Below are 24,682 nucleotides of genomic sequence, written 5' to 3' on the forward strand. Positions count from 1 at the left end.
AGGAAAGTTAAGGTCTATAGCGCCGATGGTACTGCATGGGAGACTGTGTGGCAGAGTAGGACGTTGCGAGGTAAGATAAAAAGATAGTTGTAATAACTATCTTTTTTTATTTATGCATATTAGTAAAAGAAAAACATTCATAGAATAAAAGTCAAGAATCTGTTATATAGATATCCAAATTAATAATCAAACTTATAAATGGAATATACACACATAATTGAGAAATTATAATCATAACACTACACTAGAAATTAGATACATTTTTCTGGAAGCAGGCATGTGAAATTGAGCTGATGATGGTTATTAGTGGAAGGTTGTTTCATTTTCTGCTTGTCATAAATTTACTTTAGGAACATGCAGAAATGGGTGCAACCTTCCACTTAGAACCTTCCAGCGAAAATTTCACTAGTCCTGTGGAAGATAAATGTATCTGACTTCGGTAATTGTTGCATAAGTCTAATTCTGATTTGGATATCTTTACAACTAAATTAATTAGTTGTATAGCTGCTTCACGAAGGCTATCAATATTTTCCAAAGTCTGTATCACTTAATATAATTTTTGTCTTTTTAGTTCTAGGATTTTCATTGGTTGATTTACTAGTGTTTTTTTCAGCCATTTCCTCAAGCATCTTTAATATTTCTGGATTTAATGCATTTGTATTGTTATAAGACTTATAGCTATCTTTTAAATTAAATTTTCCAACCATTTCTTTAAGGAGTTCAGCTTGAGAAGAAAGTTCTTCACTTGCTGCTGCACTTTCTTCGGAAGTAGCTGAATTAGCTTGGACAACCTGAGATACTTGTATTATTCCTTGGTTAATTTGACTTATTCCAGAAGCTTGCTCATTTGAGGCAACAGCAATATCACTTACAAGATTAGCTACTTTTTCTATATTATCTACTATTTTACTAAGAGCATCAGCAGTATCTTGAGCAATTTTTGTGCCACCTTCAGCTTTCTTTATTGAACTCTCAATCATATCAGTTGTCTCTTTAGCAGCTTTTGCAGAACGTGCAGCAAGATTTCGAACCTCTTCAGCTACAACTGCAAAACCTTTACCATGTTGACCAGCTCTTGCCGCTTCAACAGCAGCGTTAAGTGCTAGGATATTAGTTTGAAATGCTATTTCATCAATTACTTTAATAATCTTTGAAATATTACCAGAAGCATCATTTATTTCTTCCATAGCCTTAAGCATCTCATTCATTTGCAAACTACCTTGTACTGCATTTGATTTAGCTGATTCAGCTAGCTCATTAGCTTGATTAGAATTTTCAGCATTTAATTTTGTTTGTGAAGATATTTCCTCAACGGATGCAGTCAATTCCTCAATTGAGCTTGCCTGCTCAGTAGCTCCATGTGAAAGTTCAATACTTGAATCAGAGACTTGTTTAGCTCCTAAAGCTGCTTGCTCAGCAGCATTTCTTATGTTTATCAAGATTTCATTATTTTTTTCAATCATTTCAGATAATTTTTTGCCTAGTAAATCATTTTCTGATTTAATAGTAACCACGGTAGTTAGATCTCCAGCAGCTATTTTTTCAGCAGCTATAGCTTGTTCGCGAACTGTGGTGATCATTTTCGTAAATGATTTTGCAAGGCTGCCAATTTCATCTTTGGAATTGAAGTCTATGTTCACATTGACATCACCTAAAGCAAGCTTTTCAGCGGCTTCAGCCATTTTACTAACTGGTTTACTTATTATACGGGATATGAAAATACCAAGGATGATGGATATAACTGTACACAAAGATATTATTAAAATCATTGTCATAGTTGTAGAATTTGCAGTTGCTTCATTGTTATCTGCACTTTGTTTAGCAAGCTCTACTTTTAATTTTAAAAGATTTTCAGAAGCTGTGTTCACAGCATTTGCTATATTTATTCCTTCAGTATATAGATTTGAACTTGCTTGTTCTAATTGATTTGAATTAATGAGATTTACTTCTTTTTCATAATAAGCATAAAAATCAGTAAGAGCTTTATCTAAGTTATTAAAATTTTCTCTGACAGTATCGTCTTTTATTCCTTTTTCAAAATTGGCCATACTTATCTTGATTTCATCTTTTATTGTATTAAATTGAGTCAATTTCTTTTGTTTTTCAGTATTGTCTTTTAAAATAAATAAATCTCTTAAAATAACACGTTCTGCCTGATAATCTTTTAATACTATTGCTAAGTCATCAAGAGTGCTAGTGTGTCTCGTATACATCTCACTGTCAAGAGCTTGTATTTTTTTAATATTTGTAACACCAATTACTCCTACCAAACCTGCAATAATAGCCACAATAATAAACCCAATTAACAATTTTACAGAAATTTTCAAATTATAATACCATCTCATTCTTATTTCCCCTCTCATATTTTCAATACAGATTAAATAATTACTTAAAATTGTGGAAAAATTTATATTAGAAAAAAATGTAATGATAAAATATATAAATAGATTAGTAAATTCATCTATATATTTTAAATTATAATTATATTTGTGTTTCGATAAAATATTTAGCTTTATAATTATGATATCATACTGCACAAGTCGAATCAATAAAATTAATAACTAATTATGGCAATATAGGATTATTTATGTTTGAATATTGGGTGAAATTTGTCGTTTGAATTGCTGTAGTAAATTATATGTTTAGAGACTTAAAATAAAAAAGAGTTGAGATATTTAAAGTGTACTTTTACTTTAGTAAGGCATACTTCTAAAGTAAAAGTATTCATTTTTGTATGCTTTTGAAAAGTTGTAACAAAATTTGCTTCTCTGAATAATATAATGAGAAAATAGGAGAGATTTTAGCAACTCCTATTTTTAGTGCGCCAGTATGATTACAGGCTAATTTGATTAAAAAATACATTAATTTGTAAAGGAATTTATAAAATTAATATATTCATTATATTCTTGTTCCTGCATATGTAAATAATTTTGAAAGTTTCTAAGAATGGCTCTATCAGAACTAGTTAAAATCTTATACTTACACCATTTCTTATAATTTTTATATCTGTATTTAGCTGCTTGATAAGATATGGAGCAATAAGTTTCAATATCCGATGAACGTCGTACTTTTAATTTATCTAATATTATTGGATTAGATAATAAAAGTGCTGTAAAATGATTAGCTTCAGCTTCTTTAAAATTATATTCGTCTTCATCCATATTTTCAGAAAATATCCTTGTGTTATCTGAATAATGTCCACATAAAATATGGCCTAATTCGTGAGATAGAGTCCATCTAATTCTGCTTGGAGATTTGTCATTTAAGTCATTATAGTAAATTATATATCTATCTAGTGGCTTAAAATAATCAGTACAACCATCATATGAAGTTAATAATTCAAAAGTTTCTTCTGTAGTTAAATTATGATCAGTCATGAATTGATGATAAGAAACTATTTTTATATTATCAAAAGAATTTATTATATCTAATACATCGATAGGAAATTCTTTGATATTTAATTTAATATAAATATCATTTACTATATTTTTAATGTATCTATATCTAATCGTCAAAGTATTCATCGAAAGCAGTCCTTAAAATTTGCATCATTTTTTCTTTATTTTTTGCATCCATTTTCTTTCTAGCTCTTTCGATTCTTCTAATATCATTATCATAATTCATTTCATTCTCATCATCTGAAGTAGTAGAAGTTATCTCCTCTACTGAATTACCCAATAAATAGTCGACAGTAGTATTTAATACATTAGCAAGCTTTATTAAAGTATCATTACTAGCACCTTGTTTGTTGCCCTCAATCATTCCTATAGTTGATTGACTTACTCCAATAGTTTCAGCTAATTTTTGTTGTGTGATATTCATTTGTTTTCTGAGAAATTTTACTTTATCACCTAACATTTTAATCACCTCTTATGATAATTTTATCATAATTGCCGATAAAATCAATGGAAATTTTAAGAAAAATAAAGAAAATAAGAGGACTAGCTCCATAATTTGAAAATTTATCACTTTACGTACGAGAACAAGTGTTTGCAAATATCGGTTATTATGATAAAATATATATATGATGAAGCAAAGGAGATTAAGTTAAAAATATATTTTGAAAGATTGGAGTTAAGACTTAAAATCACAATATGTATATAAAAAAAGTAATATTCTAATACAAACTCAAGAATTAAAATTCATATCTATATTTTAGAATACGATTGTTAGGAAGTGGAAAAATGAAATTAACGCCAATAAGATTAAGAAGATTAAATGCAGGTCTTGAAGTTGATGAAGTTATAGAACTATTAAAAATAAGTAAAAGTACCTTTTACAAATTAGAACAAGGAAGGTTAACTCCTTCTTCGCAATTAATAAAGAGACTTTCAATTACTTATAGTTGCACAACAGATGAGATATTCAAGGATCTAAAGATAACAGGCTAAGGCACAATCAAATAATATACTTATAATAATCAGTATGACTAATTGGATTAAAATAAAAAATAGAGGCAATGAAATTTTAAAGGATAACATAATAAATAAATTGGAAATATGAAATTATATTAACTTTCTATAGAGATTGTAGTGGTGGGAAGATGAACATTATTTATATCGAATAGAGGGAGGAATTTAAATTGTTAGTTAAGTGTGGAGCAAAAACTTGTGTTAACTATAATGAGGGAATGTGTAAAGCAGAAGCAATAGAAATTAAAAACTTTACTTGGTATTCAGAAGAGGAAAAAGAAGAATTGGATGAAATGAGATGTGATACTTATAAGTATTATGTTAATTGGATGCTTAAACCAGTAAGCATGTAAGTAGATATTTTAATAGATAAGAAAAATGTATATTTGGAGGTACACGTAATGAATTCACAAGGAATAATTGAAAGTTTAAATTTATGCATTGTTGCATTAGATAAGGGAAGCACAGAGTTAAAGACGTTAGGCTTAAGGAGAGCAAAAGCAGAAAAAGCTTATAGAATAAAGCAAGCTGTTGAAATATTGAAGCTTAAATCAGAAAAATATCCTGCTACATTAATAATGGAATTGGTAAAGGGTAATGAAGAGGTCGCAGAATTAAGATTACAAAGGGATATAGCAGAAAGTGCTTATTATTCCTGCAAGAATGGTTTAGAAAATTTAAGAATGGAAATTGAGGTGTTAAGAAGTAAGTTAATATGGATTAGAACTGAATTAAACAATTGGAAGGTTAATTAATTTAGAGATTAATCGTTAAAAGAATGGTTTATTTGTTGGGAGGGGTATATATGAATAACACATTAGATAGAATAAGAAGATACAAAGAAATTCTAGCAGATATAGGATATATAGATATAAGAGTTCAAGAATTAGAAGAAGAAATACTTGGTGTAAGTGGACAAGGTATGGGTGAAAAAACAGGAAAGACTAATAAGTTCACCTCTAGCGTGGAACAGCAGGCTGAGATACTTATGGAAAAGAAAGAGGAATTATATAGGGAAAAGGCAGCTAAAAAAAGAGAATTGCAAAGGATCGATAATGCAATAACTATATTGACAGAGGAGGAAAAAGAAATAATAAGTGTTGTGCATATAGAACATAGAAAGTATTATGTTGTTCAGGATAAATTGAATTTATCATATCAAAGAATCAAGCAGTTAGAGAAACAAGCAGCTGGGAAAATGGAAAAGTATATCTGTTAAATTGAATAAATTATTAATCAATATAGGTGGATATTTCTGCCTATATTTTTTTGTTTAATTTTAAGAAGTTATAACTTTGAACATTAGTTAAATTCATTTATATAATGTTTTTGACTACATGAATCTCCATATGATTACTTGCGATAAATCACTATTATAGATAAATTATAAGAAAATTATAGAAATGCTAGAGGATGTGTATAAGAAATTGATATTTAGAAGTCTTATAATAGTAAGTGGGAAGAAAAGATAAATCCCTTTTATAAATCAAATACAGTTTAAAAAAGTATCTAGTTTACCCCATAGGCTAGGTACTTTTTGTTATGGGGATTAATGTGTTGTTGAATGAAGAGGATTCTTGATTATTAACCCAAAAATGAATTAACAATTAATTATTTAGGAGGAAAATATAATGGGAACAATTAAACAAAGAAAGAGTTTTGCAAATTATCTAAATGTAGGGAAGGATACAGAAGAATATGTATTAATGGGTGCTGGATTTACGGATTTAAATGAAACTCCAGCAGCTCAAACAGCATCTAAGAAATATGTAAATGATAAATCAGCAACTAAAAGTATAGTTGGATATGATTGGAGTACAGCATATGTTACAGATCAAATAAGAGATGAAAAAGCAGTTGATTTTATTTGTAATGTTGGTGAAAAACAGTTGGTTGGAGCAGAGTGTGAAACTGACTATATTATTGTTGACTTGGACAAAAAGGGGACTACAGAAGGTCAATACGAAGCTAGAAAATTTAGAGTGGCAATAGAAGTTGCAAGTTTTGATAATAATGATGGACAAATGGGAGCAACAGGTAATTTACTTGGTATTGGAGATATAAAATTTGGGACTTTTGATGTTACTACAAAGAAGTTTATTCCAGCTGTATAGAATAAATTTTAAATACTATAGTAATAATTTATTTTAATACAACTTTAGAATAAGATTAAGAAAAATAAATATAATTAGAATTTATTTAGGCATCTTCAAAAATAGCAAGTTTATATACCATATTAATAGATCACTTGATTAAAAATAAAAATGGTATTTGTAGACTTGTTATTTTTTTCATTTGCCTTAAGAGATATTTGAGGAGGAATTTAGATGATTATTAATAATGTAGAAATAGGACAATTGGATATATTTGATGCAGATAGTTCTGAAAAGTATGAAAAAACAATTGATAAAGTTATAAAGGAAGCTCAAGACTCAAAAGGCCTTAAGCTTTCTGCTGCAATTAGGAAACAATGCAATGCTGTCTTTAATTGTTTTAATGAACTTTTTGGAGAAGGTACAGCGAAAAAGATTTTTGGAGAGAAGGTCAACTTATTAATTTGCTTGAAGGCATTTGATGAATTGAAAAATGGAATTTCTGAGCAGATAAAACAATCAGAAGAAGAATTAAATACTATTTCATCTAAATACTCTTCGGATAGAGCTAAACGTAGAACTAAGGTAAAATAATGAACATTTTAATTGACCTATTGCCAAAGTCAGTAGAGATATCAGGCACAGAATATGAAATAAATTTTGATTTCCGCACTTCTATTCTTTTTGAAATGATGATACAGGATGAAGTACTTAGTGATAAGGAGAAGATTATTAAAACGTTAGAACTCTACTATCCTGTTATTCCTAAAGATATTGATAAGAATATTAATGAAGCAATTGATAAGGCATTATGGTTTTATCAAGGAGGCAAGGATATAAAAAGTCAGAAATCTCAAAGTAGTACTGGCAAGAGTGAAAAAGTTTATTCCTTTGAGTATGATGATGAATATATTTATAGTGCTTTTTTAGATCAATACGCTTTGGATCTTCAGGATGTAGAGGAGCTTCATTGGTGGAAATTTAAGGCTATGTTTAAAGCCCTTAAGGAAGATAATGAGATAGTTAAAATAATGGGTTATAGAGCAATGACCATAGATAATAAAATGTCTAAAGAACAAAAAGAATATTATAGAAAAATGAAAAAACTTTATGAAATTCCAAAATCCAAAAATGAAATAGAAAAAATTAATGCTATAGAAGAAGCTTTGATGGGAAATGGGGATTTAAGAGGAATATTATAAGAGTTTTTATTTTATGTCTTAGGAAAGGTGGTGAATAAATGGCAGAAAATTCGATTAAAATTGATACGTCTATTGATACAAGTAGTTTTGAAAAAGGACTTAAGGATCTGGAGGATAAGGTAAAAGGTACACTGGAGGAAACTTTTGTGACTCCCATAGCAGAGAAGGTCTTACCGAGCTTAGATGACATGGCAAATGCTTTAAAGGAGGCTTTAGGCTCTGATGAAATATCTTCAAAAGTTCAAGCAATAGCTGAAAATTTAGGAGGTTTTGCAGAACGTGTAGATGCTGTGGTTAAAGATTCGTTACCTGCACTTGTAGATGGGCTTAGCTGGCTTCTTAGTAATAGTGATTTGGTTTCAGCTGGAATCATTGGAATTGGGACTGCACTTGAAGTTTTCAAAGCAGTAGAATTAGTTCAGGGGATGGTTGAGGCATTTAATAAAGCTAAGGAGGCAGAAGAAGGATTAACAGTAGCGCAATGGTTGCTGAATGTAGCAATGGATGCTAATATTGTTGGGATTATAATAGCCGGAATAGCTGGACTGATAGCAGGAATAATTTATTTGTGGAACACAAGTGATGGTTTTAGAGAATTTATAATAGGTTCATGGACTGCAATTTCAGAAGCGGCAGCTACAGTATGGGATAGTATTTGCTTAATTTTCACAGAAACAATTCCAGAAGCTTTTAACAGTCTAGTTGAATTTTTTACAGAAACAGTTCCAGAATTTTTTGGAACCTTGTGGGAAACTGTATATCAGCTATGTAGTGATGGATGGAATTCAGTAGTAGCTTTTTTTACAGAAACTTTACCCGCATTTTTTGGAGAGTTATGGCAAAGTGTAGCTCAATCGTGTAGCGATGGTTGGAATCTTATTGTAGTTTTTTTCACAGAAGCAATACCAGCATGGATAGAATCTATAGGAGCATTCCTTGCAGAATTACCTAATCAAATGGCATATGGCTTAGGAGAAGTATTAGCAATTATAGTGAACTGGTGTGTAAGCACTTGGGAATATCTATCAACTAATGTGCCTCTTTGGATAGAGGGGGTAGTTAATTTTTTTGCTCAGCTTCCAACTCAAATAGCTACTTGGTTAGATACAACCTTGACCAATTTAATAGCTTGGGGAAGTAATATGCTGATAGCAGCAACAACAGCAGCAGAAAGTATGTTAACTTCAATAATTAATTTTTTCATGCAGCTTCCAACTCAAATAATGGCTTGGTTAGATGCAACCTTGACAAATTTATCAACTTGGGGGAGTAGCATGCTGACAGCAGCAACGACTACAGCAGAAAGTATAATAACCTCAATAGTTAACTTTTTTATGCAACTACCAACACAAGTGATGACTTGGCTAGATTCAACCTTAAGCAATTTAGTAACTTGGGGAGGAAATATGCTAAGCACAGCAACAGCAGCAGTAGGAAATGTGGTTACAGGAATTGTTAATACAATTTCTAATCTTCCAAGCCAAATGATTTCAATAGGAAGTAATATAGTTGATGGTATAAAACAGGGGATTGAAAATGCATGGGATAGTATGACTGGGTGGATTGGAGGTCTTTGTGATAGTTTTGTACAAGGTTTTAAAGATAATTTAGATATACATTCACCTTCAAGAGTTTTCAGAGATCAAATAGGTAAAAATATAATAAAAGGTATTGGTGTTGGTATTGAACTTGAAACACCGAATTTGGAAGATCAGTTGGATTATAATGTATCAAATTTAACTGATAGATTAAAGGCTAGTGTAGGTTTTGAAACTGCAAGAACTACTGCAGGAATTGTGGCATCAGCTAATAAGGAAGCAGGAGCTAATACACAAGGAATAACTAACAATAATGATAATGGAATAAATGTAAATATAGAAAACTTTAATGGAACAGATAAGCAGAGTGTACAAGAATTAGCACAAGAAATTGCATTTTTAAGTAAGAGAAAATTAGTATAGAAAGGGTGGTAAAATGTTTATATGGAATGGAATAAGCTCTGATGATATGGGTGTTAAGGTAATATCTTTACCACCTGTTTCTTTAAGTGCTGAAAATACAAAGGAAATTACAATAGAGGGCAGAGATGGATTTTTAACAGAATTCAAAGGCTATAGTGGTGAAACTAAAAAAGTTGAAGCAGATTATTTTGGTGATGATCCATATTCTATCTGTAGTTGGCTTAGAGGCAATGGAGAAGTAACTTTTAGTAATGAAGAAGGCTTTTATTATAAAGCAAGAATCAGTAATCAAATTCCTCTTGAACAGATAATAAAAAATCAAATGTATAATTTTCTGATACAATTTAGATGTCAGCCATCTAAGTATTTTATAAGTGGAAGAAATAAAAATATTATAAATTCCAATGGAACAATATTAAATAATTTTGGAAATCATAAAGCTTTACCTATTATAACTATTTATGGTAGTGGAAACATTACTATAAATATAAATGGTAGAGTTTTTACTTTATCTAATTTATATGATTCAATAACAATAGCCTCTGAAATAGAAGAAGTATTAGATGGTAAAGGAAAATTAATGGAGGGTGATTTCCCATATTTTGATCCGGGTAAAAACATTATTTTTTGGAGTGGAAATGTTACAAAAATAGAGGTGACTCCAAATTGGAGAGTGATATGATGATTAGACTGTGGGAGAGTGCAGAAAAGAATTTTAAAGGTAATCAATGGATTTTAAGTGAGTGTACTAAATGTCAAATAACAGAAATAATCAATGGTGAATTTACTTTGGACTTGGAGTATCCTCTTCAAGATACTAAAGGAATCAGTAATTATATAGTAAGAGGTAATATAATTACTTGTCCTATGAAAGATACTAGATCTGAACAGCAGTTTAGAATAAGAAAAGTTGAAAAGACCTCAAGTAAAGTAATAGTTTATGCAGAAACTAAACTTATTGCAGATTTAAGAGCAAATAGAGTAAGGAAAATGACAATTGCAGGTAAAACAAGAAAGGAAGCTATACAGTATATTTTAGCTAATACTTTGGAAAAAAATAATTTTACTGTTGGAAATCTAGATAATAATGCAATTAGTAATGTAATAGTTGATGTTAAAGAAGGTTCTGCATTAGAAGCTTTAATAGGTAAAGAAAATAGTATTTTAGGTGAATATGGTGGAGAATTTATCATAAACAATAATGCAATAGATATAGTTGACAGCAGAGGTTCAAATGACGGATTTACTATTTCATATGGTAAAAATATAGCTTCTATAAAAGAAACTATAGATGATACAGACTTAGTAACTGTTCTAATACCAAAGGTGGGAGACTTAAGACTTCCAGAATATTATGTAGAATCTCCAAAGGTAAATAATTATGAGAAAAAATATTTTAAAGAAATAGAATTAAAATTAAAAATTTGGGATGGTAAAGGTGAAAAAGCTTCAAATGAGGTAGCAGAAGCAGAAGCTTATAAAATTATAAGGGAAACTTGTAGCAAGATGTTTGCCGAAGAAAAATTTGATCAAATTAATTTTAATTATTCAGTTGATTTGGTGACGCTTGGGAAGACAGAAGAGTATAAAGAATATGCTATTTTAGAAAACACGAGTTTAGGTGATTTAGTAGAAATAAAGCATAGGTTATTAAATTTAGATTTGGTTGGAAGGATAAATAAAACTATTTATGATGTATTGTCAGATAAATATATTAAGTTAGAAATTGGATTCGCAAAACAAGATATAGCAGATCTTATAAACACTACAGTTAAACAAATTGAAACTGCTAAACAAGAAGTAACTTTGAGAGTAGAAAGTATGCAAAATACTTTGTCTACTCAAATAAAATTAACAGAAGATACTTTAAGAACAGAAGCAGCAAATAGCAAAAATCAGTTACAAACTTCTATAAACCAAACTGCTAGTCAAATAAGACAGGAAGCTTTAGATACTAAAAATAACTTGCAATCAAGCATAACACAAAATGCAAATAAAATAAATGCTGTAGTACAAGGCGGAAATACTCAAGGTTCGTGGGAATTAAATAAAGATGCTTTTAAAGTTGCTTTTAGTGGTGCTTCTGATGGTTATACTCAAATTAATGGCGATGGAATAACCATTAATGATGGTAAGTTTAGAATTAGACATGATGGAGAAACAGTTTTTAATGTAAGTAAGCGAGGTTATGCTAGAGCAGTAAGAGGGTTTGAAGTTTCAGGAAATGATGAAGACACTTATTGTTTAATTGATAGTACAGGCTTGGAGATATCCAATGAAAATGGTTATACAGGAAGGATAGAAGCACATTCTAGAAAAACGGCATTATTTATTCCCGATGATCTTTATATTGGTAGTAATTTAAATGTTAGCAAGTACTCACTTTTTAATCAGGACTTAGATGTGAATAAAGATTTATGGGTTGGAGGAGACTTAGATGTAGAGGGTAGCAAACCTTGTCTTCAAAATACCTTAAACTATGGGAAAAGAAGAATCACAGCTTATGAGACAGCAGAATATTATTTTGGAGATATTGGTGAAGGCGTTATAAGAAATGGTGAATGCATCATTGTTTTTGAAGATATATTTAAGGAATGTGTTAATACTGATATAAGTTATCAAGTTTTTACTCAAATTTATAATGGCGGTATTTCTAAAATTGATAGATATCCAAATTATTTTATAGTATATGGAGAAAATGAAACAAAGTTTGCATGGGAAATAAAAGCAAAAAGAAAAGGTTATGAAAATGTAAGGCTTGAAGAGAAAATAAATTTAAAAGATGATGTTGAGAATCTTATAAAGGTAGAAAGTTTGCTAAAAGATGAGGTAATTAATACTGAAAATATATTGTTAGAAGGGAAGGATTTAAAATGAAAATATTAACTGGGTTCGCTGTTATAAATAGTGATGTAGGAAAAAAGATAGCTTATACATTTAGCGAAGTTGATGAACAAGGAAATGTTACTAAATCTAATTTAAAAGAAAGTTTTGCTGTGCTAGATGAAAATGTATTAAAAGCCATAACAGTCATAGAAAGTACAATAAATAAAAGATTTGAGGAATAAGTGCTTACTAAAAAAGTAGGCGCTATTTTTATTTAGAAAGGAATGAAAAAAATGAGTGATATACATGCTTTAGAGACAAATTTAGATTTAAAACAAAATTTAAGTGTATATGCAAATTGTAAACAGCTAGATGTACTTCATTTGATTTTTAATATATTTGATGGTGGATTACAAGCAGATTTAACTAATTACAAGGTTAGATTAAAAGCAATGAAAGCTGATAATATGCTGCTTATTCAAGATACTCAATATACAATAAATAAAAATGTTGTAACAATAATACCTGACGAACAACTTACAACTACAAGTGGAACGACCAAAATAGAATTACAATTTATAAATACAAAAACAGGTGAAAAGAAAGCTACATTTAATTTAACTTTAAAAGTAATCCCTAGTGTACTAGAAAATGAAAGAACTATAAGTACAGCAACTTATACACTTATGGACGAATTAGAAAATAAATTAGATAAAGCAGCTAGTTTCTTTGAAAATATAAATAAAGCAATAGATGCTAATACAGCCTTAGCTGCAACGACAAATAATGCTAATACAAGTAATACAAACTTAAATACAACAATCTCAGCAGGAAATACTTTAAAAACAGCATTAGATGGTTTAAATACTACTGCTAATACAACTAAAAGTAATTTAGATACAAGCAATAATAATGCACTAGCTACAAAAACAGCTTTAGACACATCAAATTCCAATGCAGCAGCTAATAAAACTGCATTGGATGCAAGTAACACAACAGCTAATACGACTAAAAGTAACTTGGATGCAAGCAATTCAACAGCGAATAGTACTAAAACTGATTTAGATAAAAGTAATGCAAATGCATTAGCAACAAAGGCAGATCTGGATAAATTAAATACAACAGCAAATGTAACCAAAGCAGATTTAACTACTGTAAATGACAAAGCTACTGTGACTAAGAAAGATTTAACTGATATAAATACAACAGCAAATAGTACTAAAACTGATTTAGATGCTGAAAATGTAAGAGCAGAAGCAAATATAACGGCTATGGAAAGTTTTGGAGATATTACAGCATTATCTAAAAATGTGACAAACCTTAAGGCAGAGGTTGAAACTGCTAGAGGTGGGGAGAGTGATTTAGATGGTAGATTAGATAAGATTGATTTGCAGTTGTCAGATCTAAATAAAAATAAATCAGATAAAGATGGAACATTGCAAATTGGATTAAATTCAGAAATGTTAGGTGGAAAAAAGGTGGATAATCTAACAGAATATTATGGCACGTTACCTAAAGAAGTTTTTCAAAATGCTAACTATTTAAAAGGTTATACAGGGAGCTTTAAAACTGATGGGACAGCGTGGGGAACCCCGAATGATGGAGCAGAACAATATTATCAGATAACATACATTCCTAATGGGGTAACTAAGAATGGATATGGAACTCAAGTGTTGAATTGTTATTTTGGTGCAAATGTAGGTAGAACATTTCAAAGATTTTCTAATGGTGCTGCATGGGGAGAATGGAATGGATTATTAAAAACTTACAATAGACAAGGAATAAATACAGATATGAATAATGTTGTTGAACCAGGAGTCTATCATATTCAATTAGAATATCTTACAGCTAATTATCCGATTAAACAATGGGCAACAGTGTATGTATCGTATATAGCACATACAAGATGGGTTCAACAATTTTGGATTGGTCAAACAGGAGAGACATTTATAAGATACTCATATGATGGAGGAAATACAACAATATGGACACCTTGGAAGAGAGTAGCCACAACTGAAACAGTAGATTTAACACTTCTAAATGGTTGGGTTGCCTACTCAGCAGGATTTGATACCCCTAGAGCTACAAGGATAGGTAATGTTGTTACTTTGAGTGGTTTAATAAAGAATGGGACAATAGGAACGGTATGTGCTCAATTGCCAGCAGGATGGCGTCCACCAGCTATATCATTAAGTGCGACTATGAATTCAAATAATACAACTGTTGGGCGTATTGATACTTATCCGGATGGGTCTATTTATATAATAACAGCAAGTTCAAATTCTTGGGTATCTCTTACAGGTATATCATTTTACGTTGCAAACTAATAAGGAGGAAAAAACAATGACAGTTTCAGAGCAAGAATATAAAGAAATGTGGAAAGAAATAGATGGAGTTATTTATACTCCTAAAGCAGAATTAATAGTCAGTAATGCTAATGGCGTACAAGAGTTTAATTATAATATAATAAAAACAGCTGATGAAGTATATAAAGAGCATTTAAATCCACCAACACCAAAACCAACAGAAGCTGAAAAACAAGCAGAATTAATAAATAATCTTATTGTAGATAATTTAAATATGCAAACACAAATTAATAACTTAATTAACAAGTAATTTAGGAGGTGATTAATATGTATGAAAGATTATTATATTTATATAAAGAAAAAATGGTTACAGATATAATGTTAGATGTTGCCGTAAGTAAAAGTTGGATTACAGCAGAGCAAAAAATAGAAATACTTGCTAGTGTTGCTGCATAATAGAAAAGATAGTAAGTGGGAAGAAAAGATAAAATCCTTTTAAAAATCAAATACAGTTTAAAAAAGTATCTAGTTTGCCCCATAGGCTAGGTACTTTTTGTTATTGGATTAATGTGTTGTTGAATAAAAGGGGGGCTTGATTATTAACTGAAAAAGTAAATTTAGAATTAATTATTTAAAATGAAGATGTGATTAAACAATTAAAAGTTAAAGGAGAAATGATAAATGAAAAATTACTTTAAAAAATTTAGTATTATGCTTATGATGGCTTTAGCTATTATTGGAATTGGAATGATATATGGTGGAAAATGTGCTAATGCAGCTACAGTTGGCCAACAATTAATATCACCTGAAAATGGATGGAAGAGAATTGATGGAACTGATAGCAAGTTTGTATATGGACGCACTTTTGGAGTTGTTGGGGATGGTGCCGATTATAAAAGCAATGATAATAGGTCTAGATCAATAGATACAATGTCTTTTTCATTTGTAGGAACTAAATTAAGATTAATTGATGTTTTAAATTATGATTGGTCTAATAATATGAGCATTATAATTGATGGAGTTAACTACACGACATCTATGTACAGAAATTCACCTCAATATCAAACAATATATTTTCAAAAACTTGATCTACAGGAAGGGAATCATAACGTAATAATAAAATCAAATGTTGGTGGTTATTGGGGCATAGATTGTATAGACATAGATGATACTGGTTATTTATTACCATATGCTGAAACAATTTCATTAGATAAATCATCAATGAATTTAAAATTAGGAGAATCAGGGCAATTAATAGCAACAACGACTCCAGCAGGAGTACAAGTAACATGGAAATCTAATGATTCTTCAATAGCAATAGTAAATTCAGCTACAGGTGAAGTTATAGGAAAGAGTGTAGGAACTTGTACAATTACAGCTACAACTGCTGATGGTTTAACTGCAACATGTACCGTAACTGTGAATAAGGAAAATAAGTCGATTTCCTTAAATAAGTCAACTACAAATTTAACAATAGATGATTCAGAAACTTTAATTGAAACAACAACTCCAGCTGGTATAAGTGTTAAATGGAGTTCATCTGATATATCTGTTGCAACAGTAGATTCAAATGGAAAAGTGATAGCTATAGGAGCAGGGACAGCAACAATAACAGCTACAACATTAGATGGAAGCAATTTAAGTGCATCATGTTTAGTAACTGTAGTACCAAAGGGAAATGATCCAGCACAAGCAGGTTCAGAGTATATAACTAATATTGCTCATGCAAAAGGTGATAACACAAACAATGCTGGTGGAGATGTTACTATTATATTTCATGGAACTGCTGATACTACATTGAGTGTAGTAAAAACAGCAGATGTACAAGACGTATGGGTAGGAGATAATTTCACATATACTCTTGTAATTACTAATACTGGTGCAAAGACAGCTAAAGCTGTAGTAGTAAATGATCTACCTCCTAATCATATTGACTTTAATGTTGGTGGAGTAACAACCACTCAAGGAAGTGTTGATTCAAGATCAACATCTAAATATATTATAGTTAATGTTGGAGATATTCCACCTGCAGGGACTGTTACAATCAAAGTACCTGCAACAGTAATAGCATAAATTGATTTTATGGAAAGATAATTAAATATAAAGTTTATAAAGGGAGCATATCACAATGCAGGTACCTTTTACTATTTCTGCATAATTGGAAGACAGGATTAATTAATTTAATAAGAAATGAAGATAATAACTAGGCAGCAAAAAATTATTTTTTAATTACATGCATTAGTGTTTAGATAGTAATAACTTTAAAAGACACTATACGAATGAAGGTAAAAATTTACTTAATATATTATATATAGTATAATTTGTATTACTATTTTTGTTTAAAATTACCATATATGATATTAGAATGGTTATAAACGCGTTTGTTCATTGTTAAAATTATATAATATAGGGGAGAAATGATAAATGAAAAAATATTTTAAAAATTTTAGTATAATGTTTATAGTAGCTATAATAATTATATTTGGTCATAGTAATATCACTTTTGCAGAAGATATTGTGTATACAGATAACGAAATCCCTAGAATGACAAGCTATGTAGCTCCGTCTGGTGCTGTAAGTTCAAGTTCTAAAGATTTGCTAAATAGTCACGCCTATTCCGCTTTTACTCAAAATGATAATAATGCATGGATAGGGGATACTGTAGATAGCGGTTGGATAGAATATGAATTCCCTAGCCCTAGAAGAATCGAAAAATATACAATCCATAATCTTAGTGGCTTTAATTATATGTATCCAAGAAGTTTTAGTTTGCAAGCATCTAATACTGGCTTATTTAATGGTGAAGAAGTAACATTGGATACTCGAAGAAATTTAGTATTTAAAGATAGTGAAAGAAAGACATTTATATGCTCAACTATACCTACAACTGCTTATACATATTATAGAATTGTAGTGATGAATAGTGGTGGATATGCACCTCGTATAGAAGGTATCGAAATGATGGAGAGATTCTTATCATTAGATAAATCATCAATGAAATTAGTAGTTAATAATTCAAAGAAATTAACAGCAACATTAAATCCAGTAGGATATTTAGGAGAAGCAACATGGAATTCGAGTGATACAAGTATAGCAACAGTAGATTCAACTGGTAAAGTTACGGGTATAAAAGAAGGACAAGCGACTGTTACTGCAACGGCAACTAAAATTGATGGAACTAAAGCGAGTGCAACATGTGCTGTAAATGTGGTCAATGGGGATGATATATTTTTTGAAATGACTGATGGAAATAGGTATAGTGTTCCAAATTCACAAGTTAAAGATTTTATTCAGTGGTATGAAGCCGAAGAAAATAATGAAACAAGTTCATCAGTTTATAAATTTGATAAGAGTAGTATTGATAAAAATAATTAATAGAGAATAATATGGCTGATATGAAATTAAATACTAAAGTTGATACAAGACACTTGCAGAGAAATGTAGGTGTCTTTTATATTGCCATGTAATTGGAAAATGTGTATTAGGATTTGCAATATTACTTTATAGCAACCCTAAAGAACATTTTATTGGAAAAGTATAAGTAAATTATAGAAAAGTTAGAGGATATGTATAAGAAATTGATATTTAGAAGCCTTATAATAGTAAGTGGGAAGAAAAGATAAATTCCTTTTAAAGTACTTATTGGATGAATAACATACTATAAGTGCTTTTTCTTTATAATTCTTAAGATTTAGTGAGACTTATAAAAGGAGGTGATGTTTTTGCTGAGCTTTAACTCACATAGCAACTAACATTTTAAAATTAAAGTTCAGATTAAAATGTGTATATATTATAAAAGTAATTGTTCAATACTTAAAGATTTCCGAAGGAAATCAACATTTATTGATCAGCGAGGATTGAACATTGATAATTGCAATATATACTAACAACAAAAATAATATTGGAATTATAGGGGGCGATTCATGATTAATGAATTAGTAAATTCAATTAACAATATGTTAGTTGAAAACTTTCCAAGTACAAAAGTATATTTATCAAAGACAGAGAAGGATTTTATAAGACCTTCTTTTTTTATTCGCTATATTACTAGTAGGCAAAAGGATTTAAATAGAAATAGTTATTTGAATGTAATAACTATAAAGATAATTTATTTTCCGCCACTAGATGAACTTATGAATGTGGACTTGGTATCACAAAATGAAGTTTTTGATAAAATGCGAGAAATTTTTAGTAGTGGGTATATAAAGGTTTCAGATAGAGCTGCAAAGATAAGAAAGCTAAGAGGTAGAACGAAGAATACAGAACTTCACCTAAAGCTTAAAATAGACTTTACACAAGACAGAAACTTTAATACTCCTGAAAGCCCAAAAGCAGAAAAAGTTAAATTTAATTTTTAAGGAGGAATAAAAAATGGGAGAACCATCAATACAAATTGTATTTAAGCAAGCAGGTATTACTGCAATTAAAAGAGGAGAAAGAGGGATAGTGGTACTTATTTTAAAAGACACTATGCCAGCAACTTATAGTAATCCAATTAAAATGGAAACTATAGATGAAATTCCAGAAGGATTATCAGATTTTAGCAAAGAACAAATTAAACTTGCAATGATAGGTTATCAAAATCCACCTAAACAAGTCATTGCTTATATAGAAAAAGCAGATGCAACTGATTATTCAGAAGCTCAAAGCTACTTAGAAACTATTAAATGGGATTATGTAGTGGTTCCAGGAATTGGCCTAACTGTGGATGGTAAGCCTGATACAGAAGCAAATACTACTTCAAGAGCAACAGATTTTGCTACTTGGATAAAGCAACTAAGAAGTACTAAGGATATTAAAGTGAAAGCAGTGCTTCCACATTGTCCAGCAGACAATGAAGGAGTAATTAATTTCTGTACTGATGATATTAAAACTGCAAATAAAACTTATACAGCAGCTGAATATTGCTCAAGAATTGCAGGGATGCTTGCTGGCACACCACTAACTATTAGTGCTACTTTTGCACCACTTGCAGAAGTAATTGATGTGCCACATTTAAAGAAAGAAGAAAGAGATGCAGCTGTTGATGCTGGAAAATTAATCTTATTTAATGATGGAAAGAAAGTAAAAATTGATAGAGCAGTAAACAGCTTTGTTACTACAATTGAAAACAAAGGTGATGATTTTAAGAAAATTAAAATCGTAGACATTATGGATTTAATTCATGATGATATTAAGACAACAGCTGAAGATAGTTATATTGGTAAATATCCAAATGACTATGATCATAAGTGTTTACTTATTACAGCTATTAATGGATATTTTGAAGGCTTAGAATTAGATGGCTTACTTGATAGCAGCATTGAAGGACAAAATAAAGCTGAAATTGATTTAGAGGCTCAAAAGGTTTATTTAAAGAGTCAAGGAACAGATTTATCAAGTATGAAAGATCAAGAAATAAAAGAAAGTAACACAGGTTCTCAAGTATTTCTTAAAGGACAAGCTGTTATTTTAGATGCAATTGAAGATATTAAATTTCAAATATATATATAGGAGGCGGTTATAATGCCACAAGCAAAACAAGTTATAAACGGAACATGGGGAGAAGTATGGATTAATGGAGAGTATGTTTCAGAAGTATCAGCTCTTCAAGCAAAGGTTACCTTAACAAAGGTAGATGTTAATTTTACAAGGGATTTATGGAAGAGAAGCAAAGTGACAGGGATAGAAGGAAAAGGAACCTTGAAATTGCATCATGTATCATCAAGAATGGCAATTTTAATGAAGGATAATATTAAACAAGGAAAGCAAACAGTATGTACTATAATATCAAAATTGGCTGATCCAGATGCTTTAGGAGCAGAAAGAGTTGTACTTAAGGATGTTACTTTTGATGAGTTAACAATAGCAGACTGGGAAGTTAAAAAGAATGTTGAAGAATCACTTCCATTCACTTTTTCAGGCTATGATTTCTTAGATATGATTGAACCTCAATAAAAATTTTGAGGTCCTAAAAATTTGTAATATCAAAAGCACAAAAAACCTTACTAAATAGTGAGGTTTTTTGATTTAAATTAATTTTAGAAAATGGAGATGAAAGTTATGAATTTAGTTGAACAATTATTAAAAATAGATGCAGGTAAAATAGAAATTCCATCAAAGGAAGTAAAGCTTAAGCTTGCTAAGCTAGGAAATAAGGAAATTACCTTTACTTGTAATGCAATTTCTATGGAGAGATACAATGAAATTCAAGAAAGAGTGTTACAAGTAGATAAGAAAGGAAATATTCAAGGTTTTGCTACAGCTCAAGCTAAGATAGAAACAGTTCTTGCAGGAGTACCAGAACTTAGATCAGAAGAACTTATGAAGCACTTTAAAGCTCCAACTCCAAAGGAACTTATGAATAAGATCTTCTTACCTGGTGAAGTTGATATTTTAGCTGATACTGTAAGTGAAATTTCAGGAGTAGAATCTACTAACAAAAAAGAAGATATAAAAAACTCATAAGCACTGATGAAACTGTAAATCTCTTATATTACTGCTGGAAACTTCATGATAAGTGGCCAGCAGAAACAATTAATAGGGGATTTGGAGAAAAAATTATCATCAGTGCTTTTATTGAACAAGAAATTGAAGAGAAAATGAAACAAATGGAAGCCTTGTATCCAGGAGGTGATGATTAATGGCGTTTGAACTAGATTCAGCATTATTAAAAGTTGTTGATGGAGCTCAAAAAGCTCAAAAGGCAATTGATAGTTTATCACCTGTAGCTTCAAAAGCATCAGAAAGTGTGAAAGCAATTTCTAAAGCAGCAGAATCAGTAGATAAACTTGAAAGTAGTGTTAAAAATACAAGAGACGCAATAGGAAATACAACCTCAGCTGTTTCTAATTTTATACAAGCATGTACAGATAATAGTGGGGAAAGATCCTTTGAAAATATTGGAGATAAAGCTAATGATGTAGTTAAATCAATATCTAATGTATCAAAAACAGTTAAAGATATGAAAACTAATTTTAATAATACAAAAGCTGAGATTGAAAATGTAAAAAACAGTGCAACGAATTTGTATAAGGCCTTTGCAAGTACAGATTTGGGTAAAAAATCTATTGTTTTTATAGGAAAACAGGCTTCCAAAGTAGCTCAAAAACTTCCTAAATCAAAGGGAGGTAAAGCCTCAGTAGTCTTAAATAAAGGTGGACAAGTAATAGGAAAGGCTGTTGATGGAGTTCAGAAAACTAAAAAGGCAATAGAAGGTCTAGCACCAGTGGCTTCAAAAGCAACAGAAAGTGTACAAGCAATAACTAAGGCATCAGAATCAGTAAGTAAAGTTAAAAGCAGCTTTAATGATACAAAAGATGCAGTAGGAAATGTAAAAACTTCCGTTTTTGATTTAATGCAAACACTTACAAATACTAATGGAGAAAGATCTATTGAAAATATTGGACAGAAAGCTACAGAGGTAGTTAAATCAATATCCAATGCATCAAAAACAGTTGAAGACTTAGCAACTAATTTTATTAATGCAAAAGATGAGATTAAAAATGTAAAAAGTACGGTATCAGATTTGTATACAACCTTTAAAAATAATGATTTGGTCAAAAAAGCTACTGGTGGTATAGGGAAACGGGCTTCCAAAGTAGCTCAAAAAATTCCTAAATTAAGTAGCGCTAAAGGATCAAATACTGCAAAATCGGCTGGAATTGGCGGTAAAGTCTCTAGTGTAATAAATGTAGCTAAACAATCAATGGGCAAAGTTGGTTCATTAATTCCTTCTGTAACAGCACCATTACAAGGTCTAGCTGGAAGTTTTGGAAAAATTAAAGGTGTAGTTTCAAAGAGCTTTTCATCTATATTTGGAATCTTTACTAAATTGCCATTACCTCTTCAAATAGTAACTGGAGTAGTTGGACTACTCGCAGTTGCCTTTGCCACAAATTTTGGTGGAATAAGAGATATAGTTATGGGAGTATTTAATAAAATTTCAGGTGCTGTAAAAGCTGCAATAGACACCTTTAAGAAAACAGGAAGCGCTGCTCAAGGAATAGGAGCTTTATTTACTAATTTATTTGGACCTAAGGTTGGAAATATTGTGACACAGACAATTAATAAAATAATAGCAGTAGTTAAAGCAATAGTAGCCTTTATTCAAGCTAATATGCCTAAAATAAAGAGTATAATCCAAAATGTATTTAAAGGAATTCAATCAGTTTGGAATTCTATATTAAAACCAGTGCTAACCTTTGCTATTCAAATTTTTGGGAAACTAATCAGCTTTGTAACAGCTAACTGGCCACTTATAAAGCAAACTATTACAACAGTTATGACAGCTATTAAAACTGTGATTACAACAGTTTTAAATGTAGTAATGTCTTTTTGGAATGCACATGGACAAACAATAAAAGTGGTAGTAGGTGCTGTCTTTAATCATATAAAGCTTGTTATTACAACAGTATTAGCTGTAATTACAGGAGTAATTAAAGCTGTTATGCAAATAATAAATGGAAACTGGTCAGGTGCTTGGAATACTATAAAAGAAACAGTTTCAACGGTATTTAATGGAGCCGTTGATATTGTTAAAAATGTTATAAGTGCAATTAGTACAGTATTTAAAGATATAGCAAAAACAGCAATTAATTGGGGAAAAGATATGATAATGGGTATTGTTGATGGAATAAAAGGAGGAGTAACCTACATTGAAGATGCAGTTAAAGGTGTAGCAGACAAAATAAGATCATTCCTTCACTTCTCAGTCCCAGATCAAGGACCGTTAGAATTAGCGGCTTAGAATCGCGAGGTTCTTCGAAAAACAATGTGAACTTGCAAATGCAAGGTGTGAGTTTTAATTAACTTGCTAACGTGGGAAATCTAAGTTTTGGTATAATAAGATTCAATTTAGAATAGGTATAGTGGCTTTTTTATTACACAAAATATGACAATCACGTGCCAAGCCTAGGAATAGGAAGGTGTAACGACTATCTCGAAAGAGAGTAGCTTTAAGGTGAAATTCCTTATTGCGAAGTGCATTGGCTCTTAATTTTAAGAGTATGATATAGTCTAATCCCACTATTTAAATAGTGTTAAAGTATCTCGAAAGAGAGGGTGCGAATGTAACAGATTATGAAAGTTGGATGCCAGATTTTATGAAGGGTATGGGACATGGAATTAAGGTTAACACTCATCTAGTAACTGAGCCTGTCAAAGATCTTTCAGTTGGAATAAAAACTAATATGAATGGTAGCTTATCTGGTGGAAGTAAATCCGGCAGTTTAGGTACTAAAGGAAGTACAAATACAACCAAGGACAATAGTGCACAAAATGGTTTTGCAATAACTATAGCTAAACTTGCTGATTCTATAATAATCAGAGAAGAGGGCGATATAGATAAAATTGCAACAGCCCTAGCAAATAAGTTAAGTCAAACAGCACTTGGAATGGGTTAGGAGGTAATTAGAAATGATAGAATTTTGGCTTAATCAAGATAATGAATGGTTACAGCTGCCTGTGTCCCCTTCTAGTTATTCACTCAAAGTAGGTAATAATAATACAGTAATTAATGTTGAATCTGTTGGAGAATTAAATATTTTAGGAGAATCAAAGCTTTCAGAAATATCTTTTGAAAGCTTTTTTCCTGCTCGGGAATATTATTTTTGCGCATATTCTGATATTCCTGCACCTATTGAATGTGTAGTTCAAATAGAAACTTGGAGAAAGAGCAAGAAGCCTATAAGGGTAATTCTTACAGATACAGGAATTAATGATTTATTTTCTATAGAATCCTTTGAATATGGTGAAAAAGATGGAACAGGAGATATATATTTTACTTTGGAACTAAAGCAATATAAGGTTTTAAAGCTAAATGAAAAAATTGTTGGGCAATGGGGGGCAAGTTTTAGCTTTACTAATTCAAATAACATATTAGGGGGAAATTCATGATGCTTA

Annotated in this window: 26 protein-coding genes; 23 read left to right on the top strand and 3 right to left on the bottom strand. The window is 30.5% G+C overall.

Annotated elements, in window-relative coordinates:
• Positions 1 to 521: 521 nt before the first annotated feature.
• From L3B98_RS00005 to L3B98_RS00015, 3 genes are all read right to left on the bottom strand, one after another.
• Positions 522 to 2,345 carry a methyl-accepting chemotaxis protein gene (locus L3B98_RS00005; protein WP_238915071.1) on the bottom strand — a complete coding sequence of 608 codons (1,824 nt, stop codon included), beginning with the start codon at positions 2,343 to 2,345 and terminating at the stop codon, positions 522 to 524.
• A 516-nt stretch (positions 2,346 to 2,861) separates the two neighbouring features.
• On the bottom strand, positions 2,862 to 3,524 hold the full coding sequence (locus L3B98_RS00010; protein WP_238915072.1) for an ImmA/IrrE family metallo-endopeptidase: 663 nt from the start codon (positions 3,522 to 3,524) through the stop codon (positions 2,862 to 2,864).
• Entirely contained in the window at positions 3,505 to 3,858 is a 354-nt protein-coding gene (locus L3B98_RS00015; protein ID WP_015390849.1) for a helix-turn-helix transcriptional regulator, read from the bottom strand. Before L3B98_RS00015 ends, L3B98_RS00010 begins: the two co-directional genes overlap by 20 nt.
• A gap of 326 nt (positions 3,859 to 4,184) precedes the next feature.
• Here L3B98_RS00015 and L3B98_RS00020 point away from each other — a divergent pair, with 326 nt between their 5' ends.
• The 23 genes from L3B98_RS00020 (at position 4,185) to L3B98_RS00130 (ending at position 24,676) form a co-directional block, all read left to right on the top strand.
• On the top strand, positions 4,185 to 4,391 hold the full coding sequence (locus L3B98_RS00020; protein ID WP_077360518.1) for a helix-turn-helix transcriptional regulator: 207 nt from the start codon (positions 4,185 to 4,187) through the stop codon (positions 4,389 to 4,391).
• A 191-nt stretch (positions 4,392 to 4,582) separates the two neighbouring features.
• Positions 4,583 to 4,765 (top strand): DUF1540 domain-containing protein, encoded by a 183-nt coding sequence (locus tag L3B98_RS00025; protein ID WP_015390851.1) that lies wholly within the window; start codon positions 4,583 to 4,585, stop codon positions 4,763 to 4,765.
• A 48-nt stretch (positions 4,766 to 4,813) separates the two neighbouring features.
• Positions 4,814 to 5,167, top strand: a complete 354-nt coding sequence (locus L3B98_RS00030; RefSeq protein WP_077360520.1) for a hypothetical protein — start codon at positions 4,814 to 4,816, stop codon at positions 5,165 to 5,167.
• A gap of 50 nt (positions 5,168 to 5,217) precedes the next feature.
• A complete protein-coding gene (locus tag L3B98_RS00035) occupies positions 5,218 to 5,631 on the top strand; it encodes a sigma-70 family RNA polymerase sigma factor (RefSeq protein WP_077360522.1) in 414 nt (137 codons plus the stop codon).
• 412 nt (positions 5,632 to 6,043) lie between these two features.
• Positions 6,044 to 6,526 carry a hypothetical protein gene (locus L3B98_RS00040; protein ID WP_077360524.1) on the top strand — a complete coding sequence of 161 codons (483 nt, stop codon included), beginning with the start codon at positions 6,044 to 6,046 and terminating at the stop codon, positions 6,524 to 6,526.
• A 213-nt stretch (positions 6,527 to 6,739) separates the two neighbouring features.
• Complete coding sequence (locus L3B98_RS00045; protein WP_077360526.1) at positions 6,740 to 7,099, top strand: DUF6673 family protein; 360 nt, start codon at positions 6,740 to 6,742, stop codon at positions 7,097 to 7,099.
• Complete coding sequence (locus tag L3B98_RS00050) at positions 7,099 to 7,707, top strand: bacteriophage Gp15 family protein (RefSeq protein ID WP_238915073.1); 609 nt, start codon at positions 7,099 to 7,101, stop codon at positions 7,705 to 7,707. Before L3B98_RS00045 ends, L3B98_RS00050 begins: the two co-directional genes overlap by 1 nt.
• Before the next feature lie 38 nt (positions 7,708 to 7,745).
• Complete coding sequence (locus L3B98_RS00055) at positions 7,746 to 9,668, top strand: phage tail tape measure protein (protein WP_238915074.1); 1,923 nt, start codon at positions 7,746 to 7,748, stop codon at positions 9,666 to 9,668.
• A gap of 13 nt (positions 9,669 to 9,681) precedes the next feature.
• Positions 9,682 to 10,350: a phage tail protein gene (locus tag L3B98_RS00060; RefSeq protein ID WP_238915075.1), complete on the top strand. Its 669-nt coding sequence runs from the start codon at positions 9,682 to 9,684 to the stop codon at positions 10,348 to 10,350.
• Positions 10,350 to 12,545, top strand: a complete 2,196-nt coding sequence (locus L3B98_RS00065; RefSeq protein WP_238915076.1) for a phage tail spike protein — start codon at positions 10,350 to 10,352, stop codon at positions 12,543 to 12,545. Before L3B98_RS00060 ends, L3B98_RS00065 begins: the two co-directional genes overlap by 1 nt.
• Complete coding sequence (locus L3B98_RS00070; RefSeq protein WP_238915077.1) at positions 12,542 to 12,736, top strand: hypothetical protein; 195 nt, start codon at positions 12,542 to 12,544, stop codon at positions 12,734 to 12,736. Before L3B98_RS00065 ends, L3B98_RS00070 begins: the two co-directional genes overlap by 4 nt.
• Before the next feature lie 42 nt (positions 12,737 to 12,778).
• On the top strand, positions 12,779 to 14,821 hold the full coding sequence (locus tag L3B98_RS00075; protein ID WP_238915078.1) for a pyocin knob domain-containing protein: 2,043 nt from the start codon (positions 12,779 to 12,781) through the stop codon (positions 14,819 to 14,821).
• 16 nt (positions 14,822 to 14,837) lie between these two features.
• The gene (locus L3B98_RS00080) at positions 14,838 to 15,110 is read left to right on the top strand and encodes a hypothetical protein (protein WP_238915079.1); all 273 of its coding nucleotides are present in this window, start codon (positions 14,838 to 14,840) and stop codon (positions 15,108 to 15,110) included.
• Positions 15,111 to 15,127: 17 nt separating this feature from the next.
• Positions 15,128 to 15,256 (top strand): XkdX family protein, encoded by a 129-nt coding sequence (locus L3B98_RS00085; RefSeq protein ID WP_238915080.1) that lies wholly within the window; start codon positions 15,128 to 15,130, stop codon positions 15,254 to 15,256.
• Between the two features lie 225 nt (positions 15,257 to 15,481).
• On the top strand, positions 15,482 to 16,873 hold the full coding sequence (locus tag L3B98_RS00090; protein WP_238915081.1) for an Ig-like domain-containing protein: 1,392 nt from the start codon (positions 15,482 to 15,484) through the stop codon (positions 16,871 to 16,873).
• 351 nt (positions 16,874 to 17,224) lie between these two features.
• Entirely contained in the window at positions 17,225 to 18,175 is a 951-nt protein-coding gene (locus L3B98_RS00095; RefSeq protein ID WP_238915082.1) for an Ig-like domain-containing protein, read from the top strand.
• A 548-nt stretch (positions 18,176 to 18,723) separates the two neighbouring features.
• Entirely contained in the window at positions 18,724 to 19,158 is a 435-nt protein-coding gene (locus L3B98_RS00100; RefSeq protein ID WP_238915083.1) for a DUF6838 family protein, read from the top strand.
• A gap of 13 nt (positions 19,159 to 19,171) precedes the next feature.
• Positions 19,172 to 20,293: a phage tail sheath subtilisin-like domain-containing protein gene (locus tag L3B98_RS00105; RefSeq protein ID WP_238915084.1), complete on the top strand. Its 1,122-nt coding sequence runs from the start codon at positions 19,172 to 19,174 to the stop codon at positions 20,291 to 20,293.
• 12 nt (positions 20,294 to 20,305) lie between these two features.
• Positions 20,306 to 20,737, top strand: a complete 432-nt coding sequence (locus L3B98_RS00110) for a phage tail tube protein (RefSeq protein WP_015390867.1) — start codon at positions 20,306 to 20,308, stop codon at positions 20,735 to 20,737.
• A gap of 105 nt (positions 20,738 to 20,842) precedes the next feature.
• Positions 20,843 to 21,247 carry an XkdN-like protein gene (locus L3B98_RS00115; protein ID WP_077360548.1) on the top strand — a complete coding sequence of 135 codons (405 nt, stop codon included), beginning with the start codon at positions 20,843 to 20,845 and terminating at the stop codon, positions 21,245 to 21,247.
• 175 nt (positions 21,248 to 21,422) lie between these two features.
• Positions 21,423 to 23,528, top strand: coding sequence for a hypothetical protein (locus L3B98_RS00120; RefSeq protein WP_238915085.1), 2,106 nt, complete (start codon positions 21,423 to 21,425; stop codon positions 23,526 to 23,528).
• A gap of 289 nt (positions 23,529 to 23,817) precedes the next feature.
• Positions 23,818 to 24,183: a hypothetical protein gene (locus tag L3B98_RS00125; protein WP_238915086.1), complete on the top strand. Its 366-nt coding sequence runs from the start codon at positions 23,818 to 23,820 to the stop codon at positions 24,181 to 24,183.
• 13 nt (positions 24,184 to 24,196) lie between these two features.
• Entirely contained in the window at positions 24,197 to 24,676 is a 480-nt protein-coding gene (locus L3B98_RS00130; RefSeq protein WP_238915087.1) for a hypothetical protein, read from the top strand.
• Positions 24,677 to 24,682: the final 6 nt, after the last annotated feature.

Origin of the sequence: Clostridium sp. YIM B02555 (assembly GCF_022320955.1) — a bacterium.
Classification (GTDB): Bacteria; Bacillota; Clostridia; order Clostridiales; family Clostridiaceae; genus Clostridium; species Clostridium saccharoperbutylacetonicum.